General features: G+C 71.6%; 16 protein-coding genes. 8 read left to right on the forward strand and 8 right to left on the reverse strand.

The window, feature by feature from the left end; translation table 11 throughout:
• The first annotated feature begins 76 nt into the window (after positions 1-76).
• A complete protein-coding gene (locus EYW40_RS00925) occupies positions 77-1,012 on the forward strand; it encodes a sulfide-dependent adenosine diphosphate thiazole synthase (RefSeq protein ID WP_135819752.1) in 936 nt (311 codons plus the stop codon).
• 21 nt (positions 1,013-1,033) lie between these two features.
• Here the strand turns inward: EYW40_RS00925 and EYW40_RS00930 are convergent, their stop codons facing one another.
• A complete protein-coding gene (locus EYW40_RS00930) occupies positions 1,034-2,797 on the reverse strand; it encodes a histidine kinase N-terminal 7TM domain-containing protein (protein ID WP_135819753.1) in 1,764 nt (587 codons plus the stop codon).
• A 282-nt stretch (positions 2,798-3,079) separates the two neighbouring features.
• Between EYW40_RS00930 and EYW40_RS00935 the strand changes: the two genes are divergently transcribed.
• Positions 3,080-3,856: a DUF7001 family protein gene (locus tag EYW40_RS00935; protein WP_135819754.1), complete on the forward strand. Its 777-nt coding sequence runs from the start codon at positions 3,080-3,082 to the stop codon at positions 3,854-3,856.
• Positions 3,857-3,860: 4 nt separating this feature from the next.
• Here EYW40_RS00935 and EYW40_RS00940 read toward each other — a convergent pair whose 3' ends face one another.
• The 7 genes from EYW40_RS00940 to EYW40_RS00975 all read right to left on the reverse strand — a co-directional run bounded on the left by EYW40_RS00940 (position 3,861) and on the right by EYW40_RS00975 (position 11,198).
• Positions 3,861-5,087, reverse strand: coding sequence for a hypothetical protein (locus EYW40_RS00940; RefSeq protein WP_135819755.1), 1,227 nt, complete (start codon positions 5,085-5,087; stop codon positions 3,861-3,863).
• A 62-nt stretch (positions 5,088-5,149) separates the two neighbouring features.
• Entirely contained in the window at positions 5,150-6,487 is a 1,338-nt protein-coding gene (locus EYW40_RS00945; protein WP_161973142.1) for a hypothetical protein, read from the reverse strand.
• A gap of 30 nt (positions 6,488-6,517) precedes the next feature.
• Entirely contained in the window at positions 6,518-7,216 is a 699-nt protein-coding gene (locus EYW40_RS00955; protein ID WP_135819758.1) for a class I SAM-dependent methyltransferase, read from the reverse strand.
• Entirely contained in the window at positions 7,217-8,113 is an 897-nt protein-coding gene (locus EYW40_RS00960; protein WP_135819759.1) for a thiamine-phosphate synthase family protein, read from the reverse strand.
• Positions 8,110-8,697, reverse strand: coding sequence for a dCTP deaminase (dcd, locus tag EYW40_RS00965; RefSeq protein WP_135819760.1), 588 nt, complete (start codon positions 8,695-8,697; stop codon positions 8,110-8,112). Before dcd ends, EYW40_RS00960 begins: the two co-directional genes overlap by 4 nt.
• A gap of 75 nt (positions 8,698-8,772) precedes the next feature.
• A complete protein-coding gene (locus EYW40_RS00970; protein ID WP_135819761.1) occupies positions 8,773-9,915 on the reverse strand; it encodes a hypothetical protein in 1,143 nt (380 codons plus the stop codon).
• A gap of 131 nt (positions 9,916-10,046) precedes the next feature.
• Positions 10,047-11,198, reverse strand: a complete 1,152-nt coding sequence (locus EYW40_RS00975) for a hypothetical protein (RefSeq protein ID WP_135819762.1) — start codon at positions 11,196-11,198, stop codon at positions 10,047-10,049.
• 172 nt (positions 11,199-11,370) lie between these two features.
• Between EYW40_RS00975 and pth2 the strand changes: the two genes are divergently transcribed.
• The 6 genes from pth2 to rad50 all read left to right on the forward strand — a co-directional run bounded on the left by pth2 (position 11,371) and on the right by rad50 (position 18,464).
• Positions 11,371-11,709 carry a peptidyl-tRNA hydrolase Pth2 gene (pth2, locus tag EYW40_RS00980; protein WP_135819763.1) on the forward strand — a complete coding sequence of 113 codons (339 nt, stop codon included), beginning with the start codon at positions 11,371-11,373 and terminating at the stop codon, positions 11,707-11,709.
• Positions 11,709-13,031 carry a tRNA pseudouridine(13) synthase TruD gene (gene truD / locus EYW40_RS00985; RefSeq protein WP_135819764.1) on the forward strand — a complete coding sequence of 441 codons (1,323 nt, stop codon included), beginning with the start codon at positions 11,709-11,711 and terminating at the stop codon, positions 13,029-13,031. The genes pth2 and truD overlap by 1 nt, the downstream gene beginning before the upstream one ends.
• Positions 13,032-13,131: 100 nt before the next feature.
• Positions 13,132-14,085: a hypothetical protein gene (locus EYW40_RS00990; RefSeq protein ID WP_135819765.1), complete on the forward strand. Its 954-nt coding sequence runs from the start codon at positions 13,132-13,134 to the stop codon at positions 14,083-14,085.
• A 52-nt stretch (positions 14,086-14,137) separates the two neighbouring features.
• Positions 14,138-14,470: a DUF7966 family protein gene (locus EYW40_RS00995; protein WP_202614402.1), complete on the forward strand. Its 333-nt coding sequence runs from the start codon at positions 14,138-14,140 to the stop codon at positions 14,468-14,470.
• Positions 14,467-15,801 (forward strand): DNA double-strand break repair protein Mre11, encoded by a 1,335-nt coding sequence (mre11, locus tag EYW40_RS01000; protein WP_135819766.1) that lies wholly within the window; start codon positions 14,467-14,469, stop codon positions 15,799-15,801. The genes EYW40_RS00995 and mre11 overlap by 4 nt, the downstream gene beginning before the upstream one ends.
• Positions 15,798-18,464, forward strand: coding sequence for a DNA double-strand break repair ATPase Rad50 (gene rad50 / locus EYW40_RS01005; protein WP_135819767.1), 2,667 nt, complete (start codon positions 15,798-15,800; stop codon positions 18,462-18,464). Before mre11 ends, rad50 begins: the two co-directional genes overlap by 4 nt.
• Positions 18,465-18,467 lie beyond the last annotated feature (3 nt).

Raw genomic sequence — 18,467 nt, forward strand, 5'->3', positions numbered from 1 at the left:
GCGCTCGACCCCCAGCCGCGGGTGCGTGTCGCGGAACGCAAGCTCTTTCAACTACTGGGTGGTATCACTTGGTTGTATGAGCGACGCAGACCAGTTCGACCAGTTCAGCGACGTCGGCGAGGCGGAAGTGACCCGCGCCATCGGCCAGGAGTGGACCGAGGAGTTCATGGACTTCTCCGACTCGGACGTCATCATCGTCGGGGGCGGGCCGTCGGGGCTGATGGCCGCCAAGGAACTCGCCGAGCGCGGCGTCCAGACGATGGTCGTCGAGAAGAACAACTACCTCGGCGGCGGCTTCTGGCTCGGCGGCTTCCTCATGAACAAGGTGACGGTGCGCGAGCCGGCCGAGCAGGTGCTCGACGACCTAGACGTCGACTACAAGCGCTCGCAGGACAGCGAGGGACTGTACGTCGCGAACGGCCCGCACGCCTGCTCGGCGCTGATCAAGGCGGCCTGCGACGCCGGCGCGAAGATCCAGAACATGACGGAGTTCACCGACATCGTGATCCGCGAGGACCACCGCGTCGGCGGCATCGTGATGAACTGGACGCCGGTCCACGCCCTGCCCCGCGAGATCACCTGCGTCGACCCCATCGCCGTCGAGGCCGACCTCGTCATCGACGCGACGGGCCACGACGCCGTCGCGGTCAACAAACTGGACGAGCGCGGCGTGCTCGACGCGCCCGGCATCCAGCACGCCAAGGAGCACAACACGGGCATGGACAACACCGGCGACGACTCCTACGGCGCGCCCGGTCACGACTCGCCGGGCCACGACTCGATGTGGGTCGGCGAGAGCGAGGACGCCGTCGTCGAGCACACGGGGCTCGTCCACGACGGCCTGATCGCCACCGGGATGGCGACGGCGACGACGTACGGCCTGCCGCGGATGGGGCCGACGTTCGGCGCGATGCTCGTCTCCGGCAAGCGCGCCGCCCAGGTCGCCATCGACGAACTCGGCGTCGAGGCCGACCCCGTCGACATGACGACCCGCGCGCCCGCCGACGACTGACCCGCTAGCTTCTGACCACGGTCACCCCGCTGACCCGTCGGCCGACGCGTCGCGCGTCGATCCGACGGTCGGTTCGGGCTCGTCCGACGCGTCGGGGGCTACCCCCGTGATCTCGAACCGCGCGCCGCCGTCGCGGCCCTCCGTCACGGCGATGGACCAGCCGTGTGCCGTCGCGATCGATCGGACGATGGCGAGGCCGAAGCCGGTCCCGTCCGGCCGGGTCGAGTAGCCGTGTTCGAAGACGGCCTTGCGCTCGCCCTCGGGGATCCCATTCCCGTCGTCCGCGACGAAGAAGCCGTCGTCGAGCCGGCCGACCCGGACCGTCTCGCCGCCGTGCTCGACCGCGTTGCGGAACAGGTTCTCCAGCAGCGTCCGGAGGCGGGACGGGTCGGCGCGGACGTACACGTCCCCTTCGACAGCGTTTTCGAGCACCCCATCCCCGGTGTCGCTGGTCGACCACGCGTCCGCGACGACCGACCGCAGCGCCACGGTCTCGGGGTCGTCGATCGACTCCCCCTCCCGGGACAGCGTCAGGAGGTCCCCGATCGTCTCGTCGATCCGTTCGAGCGCGTCGAGGGCCTCCCGGTGGTGCTCCGGGTCCCCCGTCTCCTGGGCGAGTTCGACGTAGCCCGTGGCGACCGAAACCGGGTTCCGGAGGTCGTGTGAGAGCACGCTGGCGAAGCGTTCGAGCTGGTCGGTCTTGCGTTCGAGGTCGGACGCGTAGGCTTCCAGCTCCGACACGTCGCGGACGATCAGCCCGTAGCCGCGCGGTTCGCCGCCGCTCGCGACCTCGTGGGCGGTCACGCGCAGCGTCTGCCGCCCGCCGTCCGTCCTCCGGGTGATCGTCCCGGCGAACGGCGACCGGTTCTCGACACCGTCCGGGAGCGGGTCGGGGTCGTCGTGCGCAAGCCCCCCGTCGGTCCCGGCGAGAAAGGACGGGTACACCTCCCCGATCCCGTCGCCCGCCCGGTTGGCCAGCCGCGGGAAGCGCTCCGCGGCGGTCTCGTTGAAGTCGACGATGCGCCCGTCGGCGTCGACGACGACGATGGCGTCGTCGATCGAGTCGAACAGCACGTCGCGGGCCAGCGGTGCCACGGCGAACACGCCGGTTCGGAACAGCGCGGCCGCGACGAGAACCCCGAAGAGTCCGGCGCCGTACACGCCGTACGTGAACCCCGGGAGCGGGGCGGCGCCGGTGATCCCGAGGAGGGCGGTGACGACGATGGCGGCCATTCCGACGACCAGCGCGAGCAACTGCCACAGGACGCCCCGCCGGGAGAACGGCAACGACCGGAACAGCAGGCCGAGGCCGGCCAACAGCTGGAGGTTGGTGACGACGATCAGCGCGTCCATGAGCCCGGACCGGTGGTACACCGGATACCGGATCGGCTCGGTGACGACCCGAAAGTCGACGAGCAGCAGGTCGTGGACAGGATTCGTGAGAACCAGGGCGGCCGGGAGGACCGCGGCAGCGGCGAGCGCGGTCCACACCGGTCCGGTCAGCCCGCTCTCCCGGCCGGTGTAGAACGCCGTGAACACGAGCCAGAGGGTCGGAGCCGCCACCACGAACGCGTAGATCAGGTGGGTCGACGCGACCCGCAACGGCGTGGGCACCGCGCTCGAAAGCACTGCGGCGGCACAGAGCGCCATGAGAACGTGGACGGCGAGAAGGACGATCAGCACCGTCCCCGCGCGGTCGTCGGTCCACCGACGGACCCACCACGCCGCGCCGCCCGAGGCGACGACCGTCAGAAGCAGCCCGAGGAGATGGGCGATATAGATCACGGATGTACTGAACCAGTCAGTACGGTTAGAGCTTGTGGCTCCTCGACCGCCGACGGACGGGCGTATCAGCACTTCTCGCGCACTGAACGGCCGTCACCCGGTGCGGCTCCGGCCGGTGGTTCATCCCGGACCGGGGGTGGCGGGCCTTCGGGGTCGCCGGCGGCGCGCTGTACGAACACGTGGGCGACGGCGCCCGTGTCTGGCGCTGAGCGGTCCGGCCCGCCGTCCGACCCTCGACCGGCCACCGCAACTCGTTTTTACCCGGTGGTACGACTTGGTGATATGATCGACGACGTGTGCCTCTACCGTCCCCCGGACTACGACGGCGCGCCGCCGGTCGACGCGGACGCCGTCGCCGCGTGGCTCCGGGAGCGCATCGACGCCGACGTCCGGATCCGCGAACCGTTCCTCGACGCCCACCGGACCGACGACATCGCCGAGCGCCTCGCCGGGGCCAGGGTCCGGTCGCCCCGCGAGCGCGACACCGTCGACCCGATGCTCGGGACCGTCCGCTACGAGGAGCGGGCGCTCGACGACCCGGCCCGGGCGGGCGGCGTGCTGTACGACGGCGTCGCGGTCCAGCGCGCGTTGAACGCCGCGCTGCCGGCCGAGGAGCGGCCGCTGGACCGCCTCCACGTCGCGGTGCTCGACCGCGCGGTCGGCACCTGGGGGAACCACGACGGGCGCTGGCACAAGCGCGTGAGCGTCCTCGGCCAGCCGGCCCTGGTGTCGGTGCCGGGGCTGTACGAGGCCCCCGCAAAGCCTGAGTCCTACTACCAGGAACAGCAGCGCCACGCCCTGCTGTCCGGTGACGCGCCGCCCCGGGAGGTGCTGGAGAACCGCGTCGACGGCGAGTTCCTCGTCGCGGACGACCCCCGGACGACCGAGGCGCTGAAGGGGTACGTCCTGAGCGCCGTCCACCTCGCGGCGACCGGCGAGGCCTTCTGCGACGACGAGCGCTGCCGGCTCTCGAACCCCCACCGCCAGCCGGGCGTGGTCCGGGCACAGCTCCGGGAGCCGGAGTTCTGCGAGGCCCACGCCGAGCGCTACGGCCGGTAGCGGGCTACGCGACGGTCACCGTCACGTTCCCGGCGTCGCCCTCAGCCCGCACGTCGACGGGGGCCGGGGCGACGGTCAGCGCGACCGTCTCGTCGGTCGGGCGGTCGACGGCGAACGACGCGTCGGCGGCCGCCCCGCGTCGCTCCGCGAACGTCCCCAGCGCAGCTTCGAGTTCGTCGGCCTCGCCCGGGCCGTCCGCCCGGAGCGCCCAGACGTACGCGCGGCGGTCGCTCTGCCGGAGCGTGACGACCTCGTCGGTGCCCCAGCCCTCCGCCGCGGCGGCGGCCGTCTCGGGGTCGAGTTCCCCGCGGAGCAGTATCCGCGTCGTCAGTTCGCCGAGCGTGTCGTTCGCGCCGACGGTCCAGTTCCCGCCGCGGACGGCGAGCGACAGGTCCCGCGCGGGCTCCTCGTCGGGCGCGTAACCGTGGAGCACCTGCTCGGTCGTCCGCGGGCGGTCCTCGTAGACGCTCGCCAGGTTCGCGGGGTCGTCGATCCGGTCCGCGACGTAGTCGCTCCCGACGTGATACCGGGCGAGAAAGAGCCGTTTCGCGGTGCCGGCGGACTCGTACTCGGCGGCGATCCGCTCCGACTCGGGCGTGACGTTCAGGTGGCGTTCGGTGTAGGCGTCGGAGACGTACACCGCGCCGCCCTCCACCAGCGCGAGCCGGGTCTGGAGCCGGTCGTACGTCAGCCGCGGCCCGTCGAGCGCGTCGAGCCACGGCAGCATGTTCGCCCGGAACTGCGCCGTGTGGACGAACTCGTGGGCGAGCACCTGCTCGACCGCCCCCGGCGAGCCGTTCCCGGGGTGGATGTACACCGCCCCGCTCTGCGTGGTCAGGCCGCCCGGCCTGTCCCCGTCGAACGTGGCGTTGCCGACGCCGAGATAGTCGAAGAACCGGTACGACGTGGGGTCGTACCCGCGGTACTCGGTCAGGTTCCGGACCTCGACCGGCCGCGGTTCGACGTCGGTGCCGAGGAGGGCCTGGACCCGGGCGTACGAGGCGTCGGCGTCGACCGGCAGCGAGCCGTTCCGCACGGTGACGTCGTAGGACCCGCCCGACTCGGTCGCCGTCGTGGTCGAGCCTGTCGACGCCGCCGTCGTCGCGGCGCTCGTCGCCGTCGTGTCGTTCGTCGACGGTCCGTTCGTGGTCGTCGCGTCGCCGCCGAGAAACGGGGCGGCACAGCCCGACAGGAGGACGAGCGCGACGACGATGGGGACGCTGGCGCGCATGTCGGTTCAACGTCACGTGGCGGCGACCAAAACGGTGGCGGGTCCGGCGTGACCGACCGGCTTCAGGCCGGCGCGGCGGCGGTGGCGTCCGGCGCGGCAGCCGCGGCAGCCGACGGGGCGGCGGACGGCGCGAGCGACGTCACCCCCTCGCCGACCGCGACGGATATCTCGCCGTCCGAGCCGGCGGCGTGGGCGTTCTCGACGAACGCCTCGTCGCCGCCGAACACCACCAGCGTGCGCGGCGTGACGCGCTCGACGCGGTATGCGGCCGCCGACTGGCGCGCGGCGTACGCCTCGAACGCGTCGACGGCCTCGGTCGCCTCGGCCGCGTCGTCCATCCGCAGGGTCCAGGCGACCCCGCTCGCGTCCCGGCGGGCGTGGTCGTACACGTGGACGCGGTCGTTCCCCCAGCCTGCCGCGGCGGCGGCGGCCCGCTCCCGCGACAGCACGTCGCGCAGGACGATCCGCGTGACGAGTTCCCCCTTCGTGTCGGCGTCGGTCCGGTACCAGCCGTCGGTCTCGTCGGCGACTTCGAGCGCCGCGGGCGGCTCCTCGTCGGGGCCGTACCCGTGGATCAGCTGTTCGGTCGTCTCCGGGTAGTCCTCGTAGACGTCGGAAAGCCCGGCCGGCGCGTCGATTGTCTCCTCGACGTACTGGTAGCCGAAGTGGTACGGCGCCCAGAGGTAGCGGTTGCCGCTCGGGCCGCGCTCGTACCGGCGCTCGACGACCGATGACTGGTACACCGTGCGGTTCTGGAACCGCTCGGCGTACACGTCGGTGACGTACACCGCGCCGCCCTCGACGAGCGAGCGCCGGGTCATCGAGTAGTCGGTGGTGCGGTCGCCGTAGACGGCGGCGTCGAGGTCGGCGGTCATCGACGTCCGCATCTGGACCGTGTGGGTGAACTCGTGGGCCAGCACCCGCTCGACCTCCGTCGTCGACGCGTTCCGGGTCGTTATCTGCACCTCGCCGTCGCTGTAGGTCACGCCGCTCGCGCCTGTCGTCGAGTAGTTCGCGTCGGCCAGCCCCATGATCCGGAAGAACGGCCGCCGGTCGTAGTAGCCCGCGTCCGCCGACCGGGTCGACCCCGACCTGACGGTGACCGGCTGGGGCTCCACGTCGGTGCCGACGAGCGCCTGCACCCGGGCGAACGTCAGGTCGGGGTCGACGGGCAACTCCTCGCCGGCCACCGGCACGGCGTACTCCTCGGTGACGTCGGCGGTCGTCGTGGTCCGGGTCGTCGTCCCGGCGTCGGTCGTCGGGGCAGACGGGTCGGACGCCGGAGTCGGAGTCTCGGTCTCCGGCTCGGTCGTCCGGAACGCGCCGGAGTCCGTGCCACAGCCGGCGAGCACGAGGGAAAGCACGAGGGCCAGGGCGGCGAGTCGCCGACGGGTCGCCATACCTACGATTACGCGAGAGCGACCAAAATACTACCGCTGAGACGGCTGTTCGGCCGGGCGAACCCGCCCGCCGGTCAGGCGGACGATGCCGAGCCAGCGCTCCTCGTGGGCGACCGCCGCCGCCCGCCGGCGGAGCGCCGCCCGGGCGGCCGTCATCCGCTCGAACAGGCGCTCGTGCGGCGAGTCGTCGTAGCGGAGTTGCAGGGTCGACGGCGTCGAGAGGACCGTCACCGCGCGGAACGCGGCGTTGACCGGCGCGGCGACCCGCCGCTCGGAGCGCGCGGCGTCGAGCAGGACGACGGTGCCGTCCGGCTCCACCAGGTCGCACCAGTCGTCGACCGTTCCGGCCGGGTCGGCGAGCATCCCGACGACGAACGACGCGAGGACGCCGTCGACGCCCCCGGCGACCGGCGGCCGCGCGGCGTCCCCGCGGACGACGTGGACGTTCCCCCAGCCGCGGCGCTCGACCAGCCCGCGGGCGCGGTCGAGGACGGGGCCGGTGAAGTCGACGCCGACGACGGTCCCCTCGGGGCCGACGCGCTCGCGGAGGTACGGCAGGTTCGCGCCGGTGCCACAGCCCATCTCGACGACGGTGTCGCCGGGCGAGAGGTCGAGCGCGGCGGCGGCCCGCTCGCGCAGGCGGGCGACGCCGGGCGTGTACCGCGCGATGCCGTCGTACAGCGCCGCCCAGCGCCCGTAGAACGACTGCGCCGTCGCCGCCCGGCCCATCTACACCAGCTCCCCGACGCGCTCGGCGACCGTCTCGGCGTCCGGCCCGAGCAGGTAGACGATCGGTTCGACGCCGTAGCCGCCGGTCTGGTACAGCACGTCGGCGCCGGGCGCGTCGCCGAGCGCCGCGGCCACCGCCTCGTCGGTCGGCCGGTCGCCGTCGAACTCGACGGTCGAAAGCCCCGCGTCCGCCAGCCGGTCGACGATGTCGGGGTCGTAGCGGACGTTCAGCGCCGCCCGGGCGTCGCTCCCGGCGCGCCGCGCGGAGAGCAACACCGTGGCGACGTGCTCGCTGACGCCGAACTCCGGCTCGCTCGGCACCGTCGCGCGGCCCTTCACGTCGAAGATGCGGCCGGGCACGCCCGCCACGTCGTCGAGGTCGGCGGCGTCGGGCGTGCAGACGACGAGGTTCGACCCGACGGCCGGGATCAGCGTGGCGAACCCGCTCGTGTTCTCAAGCCGACGGAGGCCGCGCCGGAGCGACGAGAGCACGCGCTCGGTCGTCCGCAGTTCGCTCTCGGGGTCGTGGACGCGAAAGGAGCCGTCGTACTCCGCGAGTTCGGGCATCGCCTCCTCGTGGAGCCGCGCGAGCACGTCGCCGTCCTCCAGCCGGCGGATCAGCACCTCCGCCTCGACGAGCGCCTGCACCGGCGACATCCCGCCCTCGGTCAGCCCCTCGCCCACGCGCTCGACGAGGTCCTGCACGCGCTCGTCCTCCGTGAACTCCGCGCGACGGGCCACGTCGCCGTGGGCGTACTTCGACACCGCCGACTGGCTGATGCCGAGCGCCTCGGCCACCTCGCTCTGTGTCAGCCCGCGGTCGCGCAGGTCCTCGGCGAGCATCGACCGGAGCGTCGGGAGGAACTCCTCGACGACGATCTCCTCGACGAACTTCATTGGTCCCCTCCGAACTCGCTGTCGCCACCGATCCGGGAGGCCTGTGGCCCGTCCTGGTCCTGGTACTTCGAACCGCGGTCGCTCCCGTACGGGCGCTCGGCGGGCGACTTCATCTCCGTGAAGATGAGCTGGGAGATGCGCATGCCCGGCGTCAGCGCGACGGGCGCGGTGCCGAGGTTCGACAGTTCGAGCGTGATCTGGCCGCGGTAGCCGGGGTCGACGACGCCCGCCGTCGCGTGGACGACGACGGCCAAGCGGCCCAGCGACGAGCGCCCCTGGACGTGCGCGAGCAGGTCCGGCGGTATCTCGACCCGCTCTTTCGTCGTCCCGAGCACGAAGTCGCCGGGGTGGAGGACGAACTCGTCACCCTCGTCGACGACCGTCTCGTCGACGTACTCGTCGACCTCCGCCTCGGCGTCCGGGTGGATGCAGGGGATGTTCGTCCGCTGGAACTCCAGGAATTCGCGGCCGAGCCGGAGGTCGACGCTCGCGGGCTGTATCTGCAGGTCCGGGTCGTCGAGCGGCGCGACGACGAGGTCGCCCTCCTCCAGCCGCCGCAGGATGTCCGCGTCCGAGAGGATCATACGCGGTAGGAGCGAGGCGAGGGGCCTAAAGCCCCCGGTCCGGGAGCGGTGCGTCCGCGCCGTCGCGCCGGCCTGTCAGCCGTGCAGGTAGATCTCCCGCGCGCTGTCCTGGTCGTCGAGTTCGTAGCCGCAGACGCTGCACGTGTAGGAGCTTCCGGCGACGATGTCCAAGTCGTCCAGCAGGTCCGAACCGCAGTCCTCGCACTCGTAGATCGAGTATCCGATCGGGCCGCCGGAGTCGTCGTCCTCGGACGCAGTTCGCGCGCTCGACGCGACGGCGCCCGCGTGTCGGGTGTTGCCCGGTCCGGCGGCGCGGTTCTGGTCCAGCAGGTCGAACCGGCCGTGGGGGTTCTCGTCGTAGAATCGCTTGGCTGCGACGGCCGCCTCGCGGACGTTGGGGTTCCGTTCCTTGCCGAGCGTGCGGAGCATCTCGTCGGGCGCGTCGTCGACCGTCGACAGCTCCGCGAGCGCGACCGCGACGCGCTTGCGGTATTTCGCGTCGCCCGTTTCGGCCGCCGATTCGAGTACTTCGACGAGTTCGGGGACGAAGTCGCGGTTGTTCCGTGCGATGTGCGACAGCGCCATCAGGCGGTGGAAGCCCATCTCGGTGGGGTCGCCGAACAGCCGGTCCCAGTACGGCTCGTAAACCTCGGGGTCCGCGAAGGCGAAGCGCTCTATCGCGCGCCACGGCGGGTACCCCTGGTCGACCAGGTCAAAACAGAGCGACGCGACCTCCTCGGGAGTGTAGTCGAGGCCGTCGAGGGCCTCCTCCTGATCCCCGGGATCGACGACGCCGAGTTCCAGCGACATCCTGATCCGTTTGAGTCCCTCGTCGGGCGTGTCGTCGAGGTCCGTGTCGTCGATCATCCGCACCATCTTCGTGGCGGCGGCCGACGCATTCCCTCGGCCGTTCCGGATCGCTTTGGTGATCTCGATCGGCTCGTCCAGATCTTGCCACGCCGGGTACTCGGCGTTCTCCTCCCGTCGCCGGGCGAGGACGGCGGCGACGACCGAGAGCGCCATCCACAGCGCCGGCATATTTCCGGTCGACGCCCGGGCAGAGTCGCCGCCGAAGGCGACGGCCGCGATCAGAATGCCGTTTATCAGAGTCATCGGGAAGACGGAGAGCATCAGCCCCGGGATCCCGAACTCCTTGTACAGCCGCCGCGGGACCCAGAGGTACGCGTCGTACGGCAGCGCGATGAGGCGGCGGATCATCCTTCGGTACCTCCGCCGGGTCGGTGCGAGCGACAGCGAGCGGTCGGATGCTGGGTCGCCATGCGGATCTACCGTGTACTGTAATACTACCGATGATTAAGCGTTCCGGCGGTCGCTGGTGGCCCACCGCTTCAGCCGTACATGTAGATCTTCCGCGCGCCGTCCTGGTCGTCGAGTTCGTGGCCGCAGACGCTACAGGAGTACGAACTCGTGGAGACGATGTCCAAGTCGTCCCACAGGTACGTCCCGCAGTCCTCGCACTGGTAGAGCGAGTGGCCGATCCGCCCGCCGGAATCGTCGTCGTCGGGAGCCGTCCGCGTGCTCGGCGCGACGACGCCGGCGTGTGGCGTGCCGCCCGGCCCCGCGGCGCGGCTCTGGTCCAGTAGGTCGAACCGGCCGTGAGAGTTCTCGTCGTAGAACCGCTTGGCTGCGACGGCGGCCTCGCGCACGTCGGGGTCCCGGCCCTTGCCGAGCTTTCGAAGGGGTTCGTCGGGCGCGTCGTCGACCGTCGAGAGTTCCGCGAGCGCGACCGCGACGCGCTTGCGGCGCTTCGTGTCGCCCGTCTCGACGAGCGGTTCGAGCGCCTCGACGAGTTCGGGGACGCGCTCGGGATCGTTGCGTGCGATGTGGCAAAGCGCCATCAGTCGGTGGAACTTCATCTCGGCGGGGTCGCCGAACAGGCGGTCCCAGTACGGCTCGTAGACCTCGGGGTCGGCAAAGGCGAAGCGCTCTATTGCGCGCCACGGCGGGTGTCCGCGGTCCACGAGGTCGAAACAGAGCGACGCGACCTCCTCGGGGCTGTACTCGGCGTTGTGGAGTGCTCGCTCCTGATTCCCGGGGTCGACGACGCCGAGTTCGAGTGACTTGCTGATCCGTTCGAGTCCCTCGTCGGGCGTGTCGTCGAGGTCCGTTTCGCCCAGGATCCGCAACACGTTGCTCCCGCTCGCCGTCGCGTCCCCGCTCCCGTCCCGGATGGCGACGCTGATATCGAACGGGTCGTGAAGCTCCGTCCACGCCGGCCGGTCGGCGTGTTCCTCCCGACGGCGGCCGAGGACGACGGCGACGGCGGTGAGGGCAATCGGCACGGCCAGCATCGGACCGGACCACAGGTTTCCCGCCCGTGAGGGGTCGATGTTGACCGCGGCGTACGCGACGAGACCGACGTTGATCATCGCCATCGGGAACAGGGAGATCAGCAGCCCCCAGTTCCCGAACTGGCGGTACAGCCGCCGCGGGATCCAGAGGTACGCGTCGTAGGTCAGCGCGACGAGGCGGCGGATCATCCGACGGCACCCTCCCCACGGCGGCAAGCGGTCGGACTCCGCGACGCCACTGTGACGGCCCGGACGGTCTCCATGTGGGTCTACCGCCTACTGTAATACTGCCGATAATTAAGCGTTCCGGCGGCCCCGGGCGATAGTCAGGGCTAAAGGCGCTGCCCCGCACGTACGAGCCATGAAGCAGGCCATCGTCGCCCGCACCGACATCGGCATGGGGCAGGGGAAACTCGCCGCGCAGGTCGCCCACGCGTCGCTGTCGGCCTACGAGGACGCCGACAGCAGGACGCAGTCGGAGTGGAAGGGCAGCGGCCAGAAGAAGGTCGTCCTGAAGGCAGACGGCGAGTCCCAGATCTTCGAACTCGCCGACGTGGCGGAGCGCGAGGGCCTCCCGCACGCGGTCGTCCGCGACGCCGGGCACACGCAACTCGACCCGGGGACCGTCACGGCGCTGGCCGTCGGTCCCGGACACGAGCGCGTCGTCGACGAGGTGACCGGCGACCTCTCGCTGTTCTGATGCGCCCGGCACACCCCCGCGAGCGCGAAGTCGGGATGGCGTACTACGTCAGCGACGCGGACGGCACGGGCGGCCGCCTCCGCGAGGCCGACGGCGACTTCCGGGTCCGGGAACTGGAACGGTTCGACGCGGAGCCGGTCGACGCCGACCCCGGATCGTACAACCACCTCGTCCTGCGCGTCACGCTGTCGGGCTGGGACACGAACGACTTCGCGAAGCGGCTGTCGGACGCGCTGGGGATCAGCCGCGAGCGCGTCGCCTGGGCCGGCACCAAGGACAAGTACGCCGTCACGACCCAGCTGTTCAGCGTCGCCGGGGTCGACCCTGACGACCTCCCCGACGTCCGGGACGCCGACGTGGAGGTGGTCGGCCGCGCCGGACGGTCGATCGAGTTCGGCGACCTCGCTGGCAACGAGTTCGAGATAGCCGTCACCGACCCGGCGGCCCCGGACAACGCCGAAGCGGTCGCCGACGACCTCCGGGCGTTCGGCGGCGGCACGGCCGCCGCCCCCAACTTCTTCGGTCAGCAGCGGTTCGGCAGCAAGCGGCCGGTCACCCACGAGGTCGGCCTCCGCGTCGTCCGCGAGGACTGGGCGGGCGCGGTGATGGCGTACCTCGGCAACCCCCGCGAGAGCGAGCCGGAGGGAACCCGGGAAGCCCGGGAGTTCGTCGAGGAGACGCGCGACTGGGCGGCCGCTCTGGAGCGGTTTCCCCGCCGCCTCGGCTACGAGCGCTCAATGCTCCACGCGCTCGTCGAGACGGGCGGGACGGAGCCGGCGGACTTCCGGGCGGCGCTGGAGGAGGTCCCGTCGAACCTCCAGCGGCTGTTCGTCCACGCCGCGCAGTCGTACGCGTTCAACCGGATCCTGAGCGAGCGCCTCGACCGGGGGCTCCCGTTCGACCGCCCCGTCGAAGGGGACGTGGTCTGCTTCGCGGACACGGACGCGCCGGACGGGCTCGCGCTCCCCGACACCGACCGCCTCCAGCGCGTCACCGCGGACCGCGTCGATACCGTCGCCCGCCACTGCGAGCGCGGCCGTGCGTTCGTCACCGCGCCGCTGGTCGGCACCGAAACGGACCTCGGCGACGGCGAGCCGGGCGATATCGAGCGCGCCGTCCTCGACGACCTGAACCTCTCGCCGGGCGACTTCGACCTCCCGGGGGAGTTCGGGTCGACGGGGACGCGGCGGGCCGTGCTGGTCCGCACGGACCTGTCCGTCGAGCGCGACCCGCTCCGTTTCTCCTTCACCCTCCCGAAGGGGTCCTACGCCACGGTGATTCTGCGGGAGTTCCTCAAATGTGACCCGCTGGACCTGGGGTGAGGCTGCGCGACGACCCGTCAGCGCCGTCCAGTCGCGGATGGGTCAAACGCCCGTCGTACCTTCCACGAAGTATATGCTCGAACGGGACGGACGAGCCACCATGCGACGACGCCGTCTCCTGCGAGCCCTCCCCGCGGCCGCCGTCGCCGCGACCGCCGGCTGCGGCGCCGCCGGCGGGTTCGGCGGCGACGACCCGACGAGCGGCTCCACGGAGCGCACCGCGACGGACGAACCAGCCGACGAACCGGACCCGGGGGCGTTCCCACCCGGCGAAGCCGACGACGTAACGCGCGTCGTCTGGTACGGCAACGCCGGCGACGACCGGATGTCCCTCGAACCCTCGTCGAGCGAGGGGAGCCTCCCCGCCGAGTTCTCGTTCGCGCTGGAGAACACGTCCGAAACGACGTTCAACTCGAACTTCCACTCGTGGCTCCTGGCCAAGCAGGTCGGCGACCGGTGGTACCGCGTCGCGCCGCGGTACGTGCCCCAGCCGCTGATGACGCTGCCGCCGGGCGAGCGCCACCGGTGGCACCTCTCGGTCGACGGCGAACACCCCAACCCGATACGGGCCTTCTCGGGCGGTACCGAGGAGGTGTCGGTGAGCGGCCTCGGCGGCGGCATCTACGCGTTCGCCATCGACGGCTGGTTTGAGGATCGGAACCACGAGGACAAGACCGCCTTCGCCGCCCGGATCGAACTCGGCGGCGACGAGATCAGGCCCGTCCCCTCCGCCGCCGTCGAGGGCACTTCCCGCGACGGAAGCGTAGTGACGGTGCGGGCGGAGGGGTACAACGAGGACAGCGAGGATGCCCGCCCGGCGACGTACGTCCTGCGGCGGGTCGACGGGGCGTTCGCCGACGCCCGGCGGTTGATCCCCGAGCAGGTCGTCCGGCGGTGGCCCCTCAACGACGCGCTGGCCCACGTCGGGCCCGACGTCGACGAGGTGCGGATCGAGGCGAAGACGGCCACACACCCGCCGTTCGGCGTGCAGGAGGACGCGCCGCCGATCCGGTACCGCGGCGGGACGTTCGCGGTGAGCGCGACCGAACGCTGAGCGGAGCCGACGGGGTGAACGTTTACGTACGAAGCCGCGGCCACCCCGCGGCGTGGTCGACGTACCGACGGCGAAGCGGGCGCTCGCGGCGCTGGCGCGTGGCGAGCGCGCCGGGGACCGCGAGGTGGTCCGACGCGCGTCCGCCGCGACCGAGGACGTAGCGCACGCCGCGGCGTTCGTCGAGACGGTGGGGCTCGACAGGTTGCGGGAGGCGGTCCGGGACGCGTCCGACCGGCGGATGCGCCGCCGCGGCGCCCGCGCGCTCGCGGAGTTCGAACGGTTTCGACGGGCGGCACACGGCGACGGGGACGGCCGCCCCCGCGACGGCAGCGACCGCGCTCGCGGAACCGATATAAGACCCGATCGCCAAGGTCGTGACACATGACACGGGTGATCCACACGGGCGACACCCACGTTGGGTACCAGCAGTACCACTCGCCCGAGCGCCGCCGGGACTTCCTGCGGGCCTTCGAGCAGGTGCTTTCCGACGCCCGCGAGGACGACGTCGACGCCGTCGTCCACGCCGGGGACCTGTTCCACGACCGCCGCCCCGACCTCCGGGACCTCCAGGGCACCGTCGCGGCGCTGCGCTCGCTCCGGGACGCCGGGATTCCCTTCCTCGCCGTCGTCGGCAACCACGAGGGCAAGCGCGACGGGCAGTGGCTCGACCTCTTCGAGGACCTCGGGCTGGCGACGCGGCTGGGCGACGCGCCGCACGTCGTCGGCGACACCGCGTTCTACGGGCTTGACTACGTCCCCGAGTCCCGCCGCGACGACCTCGACTACGACTTCGAACCGCACGACGCCGACCACGCCGCGCTGGTCGCCCACGGCCTGTTCGAGCCGTTCGGCTACGCCGACTGGGACACCGAGCGCGTGCTGACGGAGGCGTCTGTCGACTTCGACGCGATGCTGCTCGGCGACAACCACCACCCCGACCGCGCCGAAGTGGCGGACACGTGGGTGACGTACTGCGGGTCGACCGAGCGCGCGAGCGGGAGCGAACGCGAGGACCGCGGCTACAACATCGTCCGCTTCGGCGACGAGGCCGGCTCCGGCGGCGTCTCGATCACCCGCCGCGGCCTCGACGCCACCCGCGACTTCGCGTTCGTCGACGTGGACCTCGCGGACGGCGAGGGCGTCGAGCGCGTCCGCGAGCAGGTGCGCCAGCACGACCTGGAGGACGCCGTGGTGCTGGTCACGATAGACGGCGACGGCGAGCCGATCACCCCGGCCGCGGTCGAGGAGTTCGCGGCCGAACAGGGCGCGCTCGTCGCCCGGGTCAACGACCGGCGCGACCGCGAGACGGAGGAGGCCGAGACGTCTGTCTCCTTCGCCGACCCGGACGACGCCGTCCGCGAGCGCGTCCGCGAACTCGGCATCAGCGAGGCAGCCCGCGACATCGACGAGACGGTGCGGGCGAGCAAGGTGGCCGACTCGAACGTCCGCGAGGAGGCGTCCCGCCGCGTCCGCGACCTGATCGACGGGGACCCGGCGGCGTTCGATCGGGTCCCCGACGAGGACGACGGGGGTGACGGGGCTGCGGACGACACCGCGGCCGAGCGCGACGGTTCGACCGACGGCGACGAGGCGGCCCGGCCCGAACAGGCGGACGACGCGACGAGCGGGAGCGACGACGGGGCCGCGGCCGACGCGGACGCCGACGAGGCGGTCGCGGACGGCGACGGCCAGGCGTCGATGGAGGAGTACCTGTGAAGTTCGAGCGCGTCCGCCTCCGGAACTTCAAGTGCTACGGCGACGCCGAACTCCGGCTCGACCCCGGCGTGACCGTGATCCACGGCGTCAACGGCAGCGGGAAGTCCTCGCTGCTGGAGGCCTGCTTCTTCGCGCTGTACGGGTCGAAGGCCCTCGACGACCGCACCCTGGAGGACGTGATCACAAACGGCGAGGAGGAGACGGAGGTCGAACTCGACTTCACGCACGACGGCGGCAGCTACTCCATCGAGCGCCGCGTGCGGCTGTCGGGTGACCGCGCCCAGACGGCGACGTGCGTCCTCGAAACCCCCGACGGCACCGTCGAGGGCGCGCGGGCGGTGCGAAGCGAGGTCGCGTCGCTGTTGCGGATGGACAACGAGGCGTTCGTCAACTGCGCGTACGTCCGGCAGGGCGAGGTGAACAAGCTCATCCACGCGTCGCCAAGCGACCGGCAGGACATGATCGACGACCTGCTCCAGCTCGGCAAGTTAGAGGAGTACCGCGAGCGGGCCAGCGAGGCTCGCCTCGGCGTCGACGACGTGCTCGGCGAGCTGCGGGGCGAGCTCTCCGGGCTGGAGGAGCGGATCGAGTCCAAGGAGGCGAAGGACCTGCCGGCGCGGCTCAACGAACTGGAGACCGAGCGCAACGAGGTGGTCGCCGACGTAGAGCGCTTCGAGGACCAGCAGGCGCAGGCCGAGGAGTCGCTGGCCGACGCGAAGGAGGTACTCGCGGAACACGAGGAGAAACGCGCGGAGCTCGAAACCGTCGAGGCCGACATCGAGGACCTGCGCGAGGCCATTGCGGAGACGGAGGGGGAACGCGACGACCTCAAGGAGCGGCTCGCCGAGGAGCGCGAACGGCGCGAGGCGGCCCGCGAGGAGGGCGACGAGTTCCTCGCGGAGACCGACCTCGCCGAGGCGGACCCGGCGGGCATCGACGACCGGCTGGCCGAACTTGACGCCGACGACGAGGCGCTCCGCGACGACCTGGAGTCGATCCGCGTGGAGATAAACGACCGCGAGAACGAGGCCGAGACGCTCCGCGAGCGGGCCGACGAGCTGGAGGGCGAGGCCGACGAGAAGCGCGAGCGGGCCGGCGAACTCGCGGCCGAGATCGAGGAGGCCGAGGCCGCGGTCGCCGACCGGCGCGAGAAGGTCGCCGAGATCGACGACGAGATCGAGACGAAACGGGCGGCCTTCGACGACGCGCCGGTCGCGTTCGGCGAGGCCGAGGCGCACCTCGCCGAACTGGAGGCCGAGCGCGACGAACTGCGCGACGAGCGTCAGGAGGTGACGGCGACGCTCTCGGCCAAGCGCGACCGGCTCGACGAGGCCGAGTCGCTGCTCGACGAGGGGAAATGCCCCGAGTGCGGCCAGCCAGTCGAGGGCTCGCCCCACGTCGAGTCGATCGACGACCTCCGGGAGGCGGTCGCGGCGCTGGAGACCGAGCGCGACGATCTGCAGGAGGAGATCGCGGCGCTCGACGAGGCCGTCGAGCGCGCCGAGGCGCTCGTCGAGGCCGAGGCCACGGTCGAGCGGCTGGAGGAGAACCGCTCGAACGTGGAGCAGTTGCTCTCGGAGAAGGAGACGCAGGTCGCGGAGAAGCGGGAGCTCCGCGACGACCTGCGGGAGGAGGCCGACGAGCTGGCGGCGGAAGCCGACGGGAAGCGCGAGGCCGCGGCGGCGAAGGCCGAAGCGGCCGACGAGAAGCGCGAGGAGATCGCCGAGATAAACAAGCGACGCGGCGAGATCCGCGAGCGGGAGGATCGTCTGGAGTCGCTCCGCGCGGCTGTCGAGACGGTCGCGGACGCCGAGGACGCGATCGCGGACCTCCGGGGGAAGCGCGAGAGCAAGGCCGAGCTCAACGACGAGCGCCGCGAGCGGCTGGCGGAGAAACGCGAGCGCAAGCGGGAGCTCGCCGACGCCGTCGACGAGGAGCGCGTCGAGGCGGCCCGGGCCGAGAAGGAGCGCGCCGAGAACTACCTGGCCGACGTCGAGGAGAAGCTGTCGGAGCTCCGCGAGCGGCGCGACGAACTCGGAAGCCAGATCGGCGGCGTGGAGAACGAACTCGACGAACTCGACGAGCTGCGGGAGAAGCGCGAATCCCTGGAGGAGCGCCGCGAGCGCCTGGCGAGCTTATACGACGAGACCGAGCGCCTCCAGGAGATGTACGGCGACCTCCGCGCGGAACTGCGCCAGCGCAACGTCGAGACGTTAGAGCGGATGGTCAACGAGACGTTCGACCTGGTCTACCAGAACGACTCGTACGCGCGCATCGAACTGGACGGCGAGTACGAGCTGACGGTGTATCAGAAGGACGGCGAGGCGCTGGAACCGGAACAGCTCTCGGGCGGCGAGCGCGCGCTGTTCAACCTGAGCCTGCGCTGTGCGATCTACCGCCTGCTGTCCGAGGGGATCGAGGGGACCGCGCCGATGCCGCCGCTCATCCTCGACGAGCCGACGGTGTTTCTCGACTCCGGCCACGTCTCCCAGCTGGTCGAACTCATCGAGTCGATGCGGGACCTGGGCGTCGAGCAGATCATCGTCGTCAGCCACGACGACGAACTCGTCGGCGCGGCCGACGACGTCGTCCGGGTCGAGAAGGACGCGACGAGCAACCGGTCGTCGGTGGCGCGGGAGCGGCGGGCGCTCCCGCTGGACTGACCC

The organism is Halostella litorea, assembly GCF_004785955.1.
GTDB lineage: Archaea > Halobacteriota > Halobacteria > Halobacteriales > Natronoarchaeaceae > Halostella > Halostella litorea.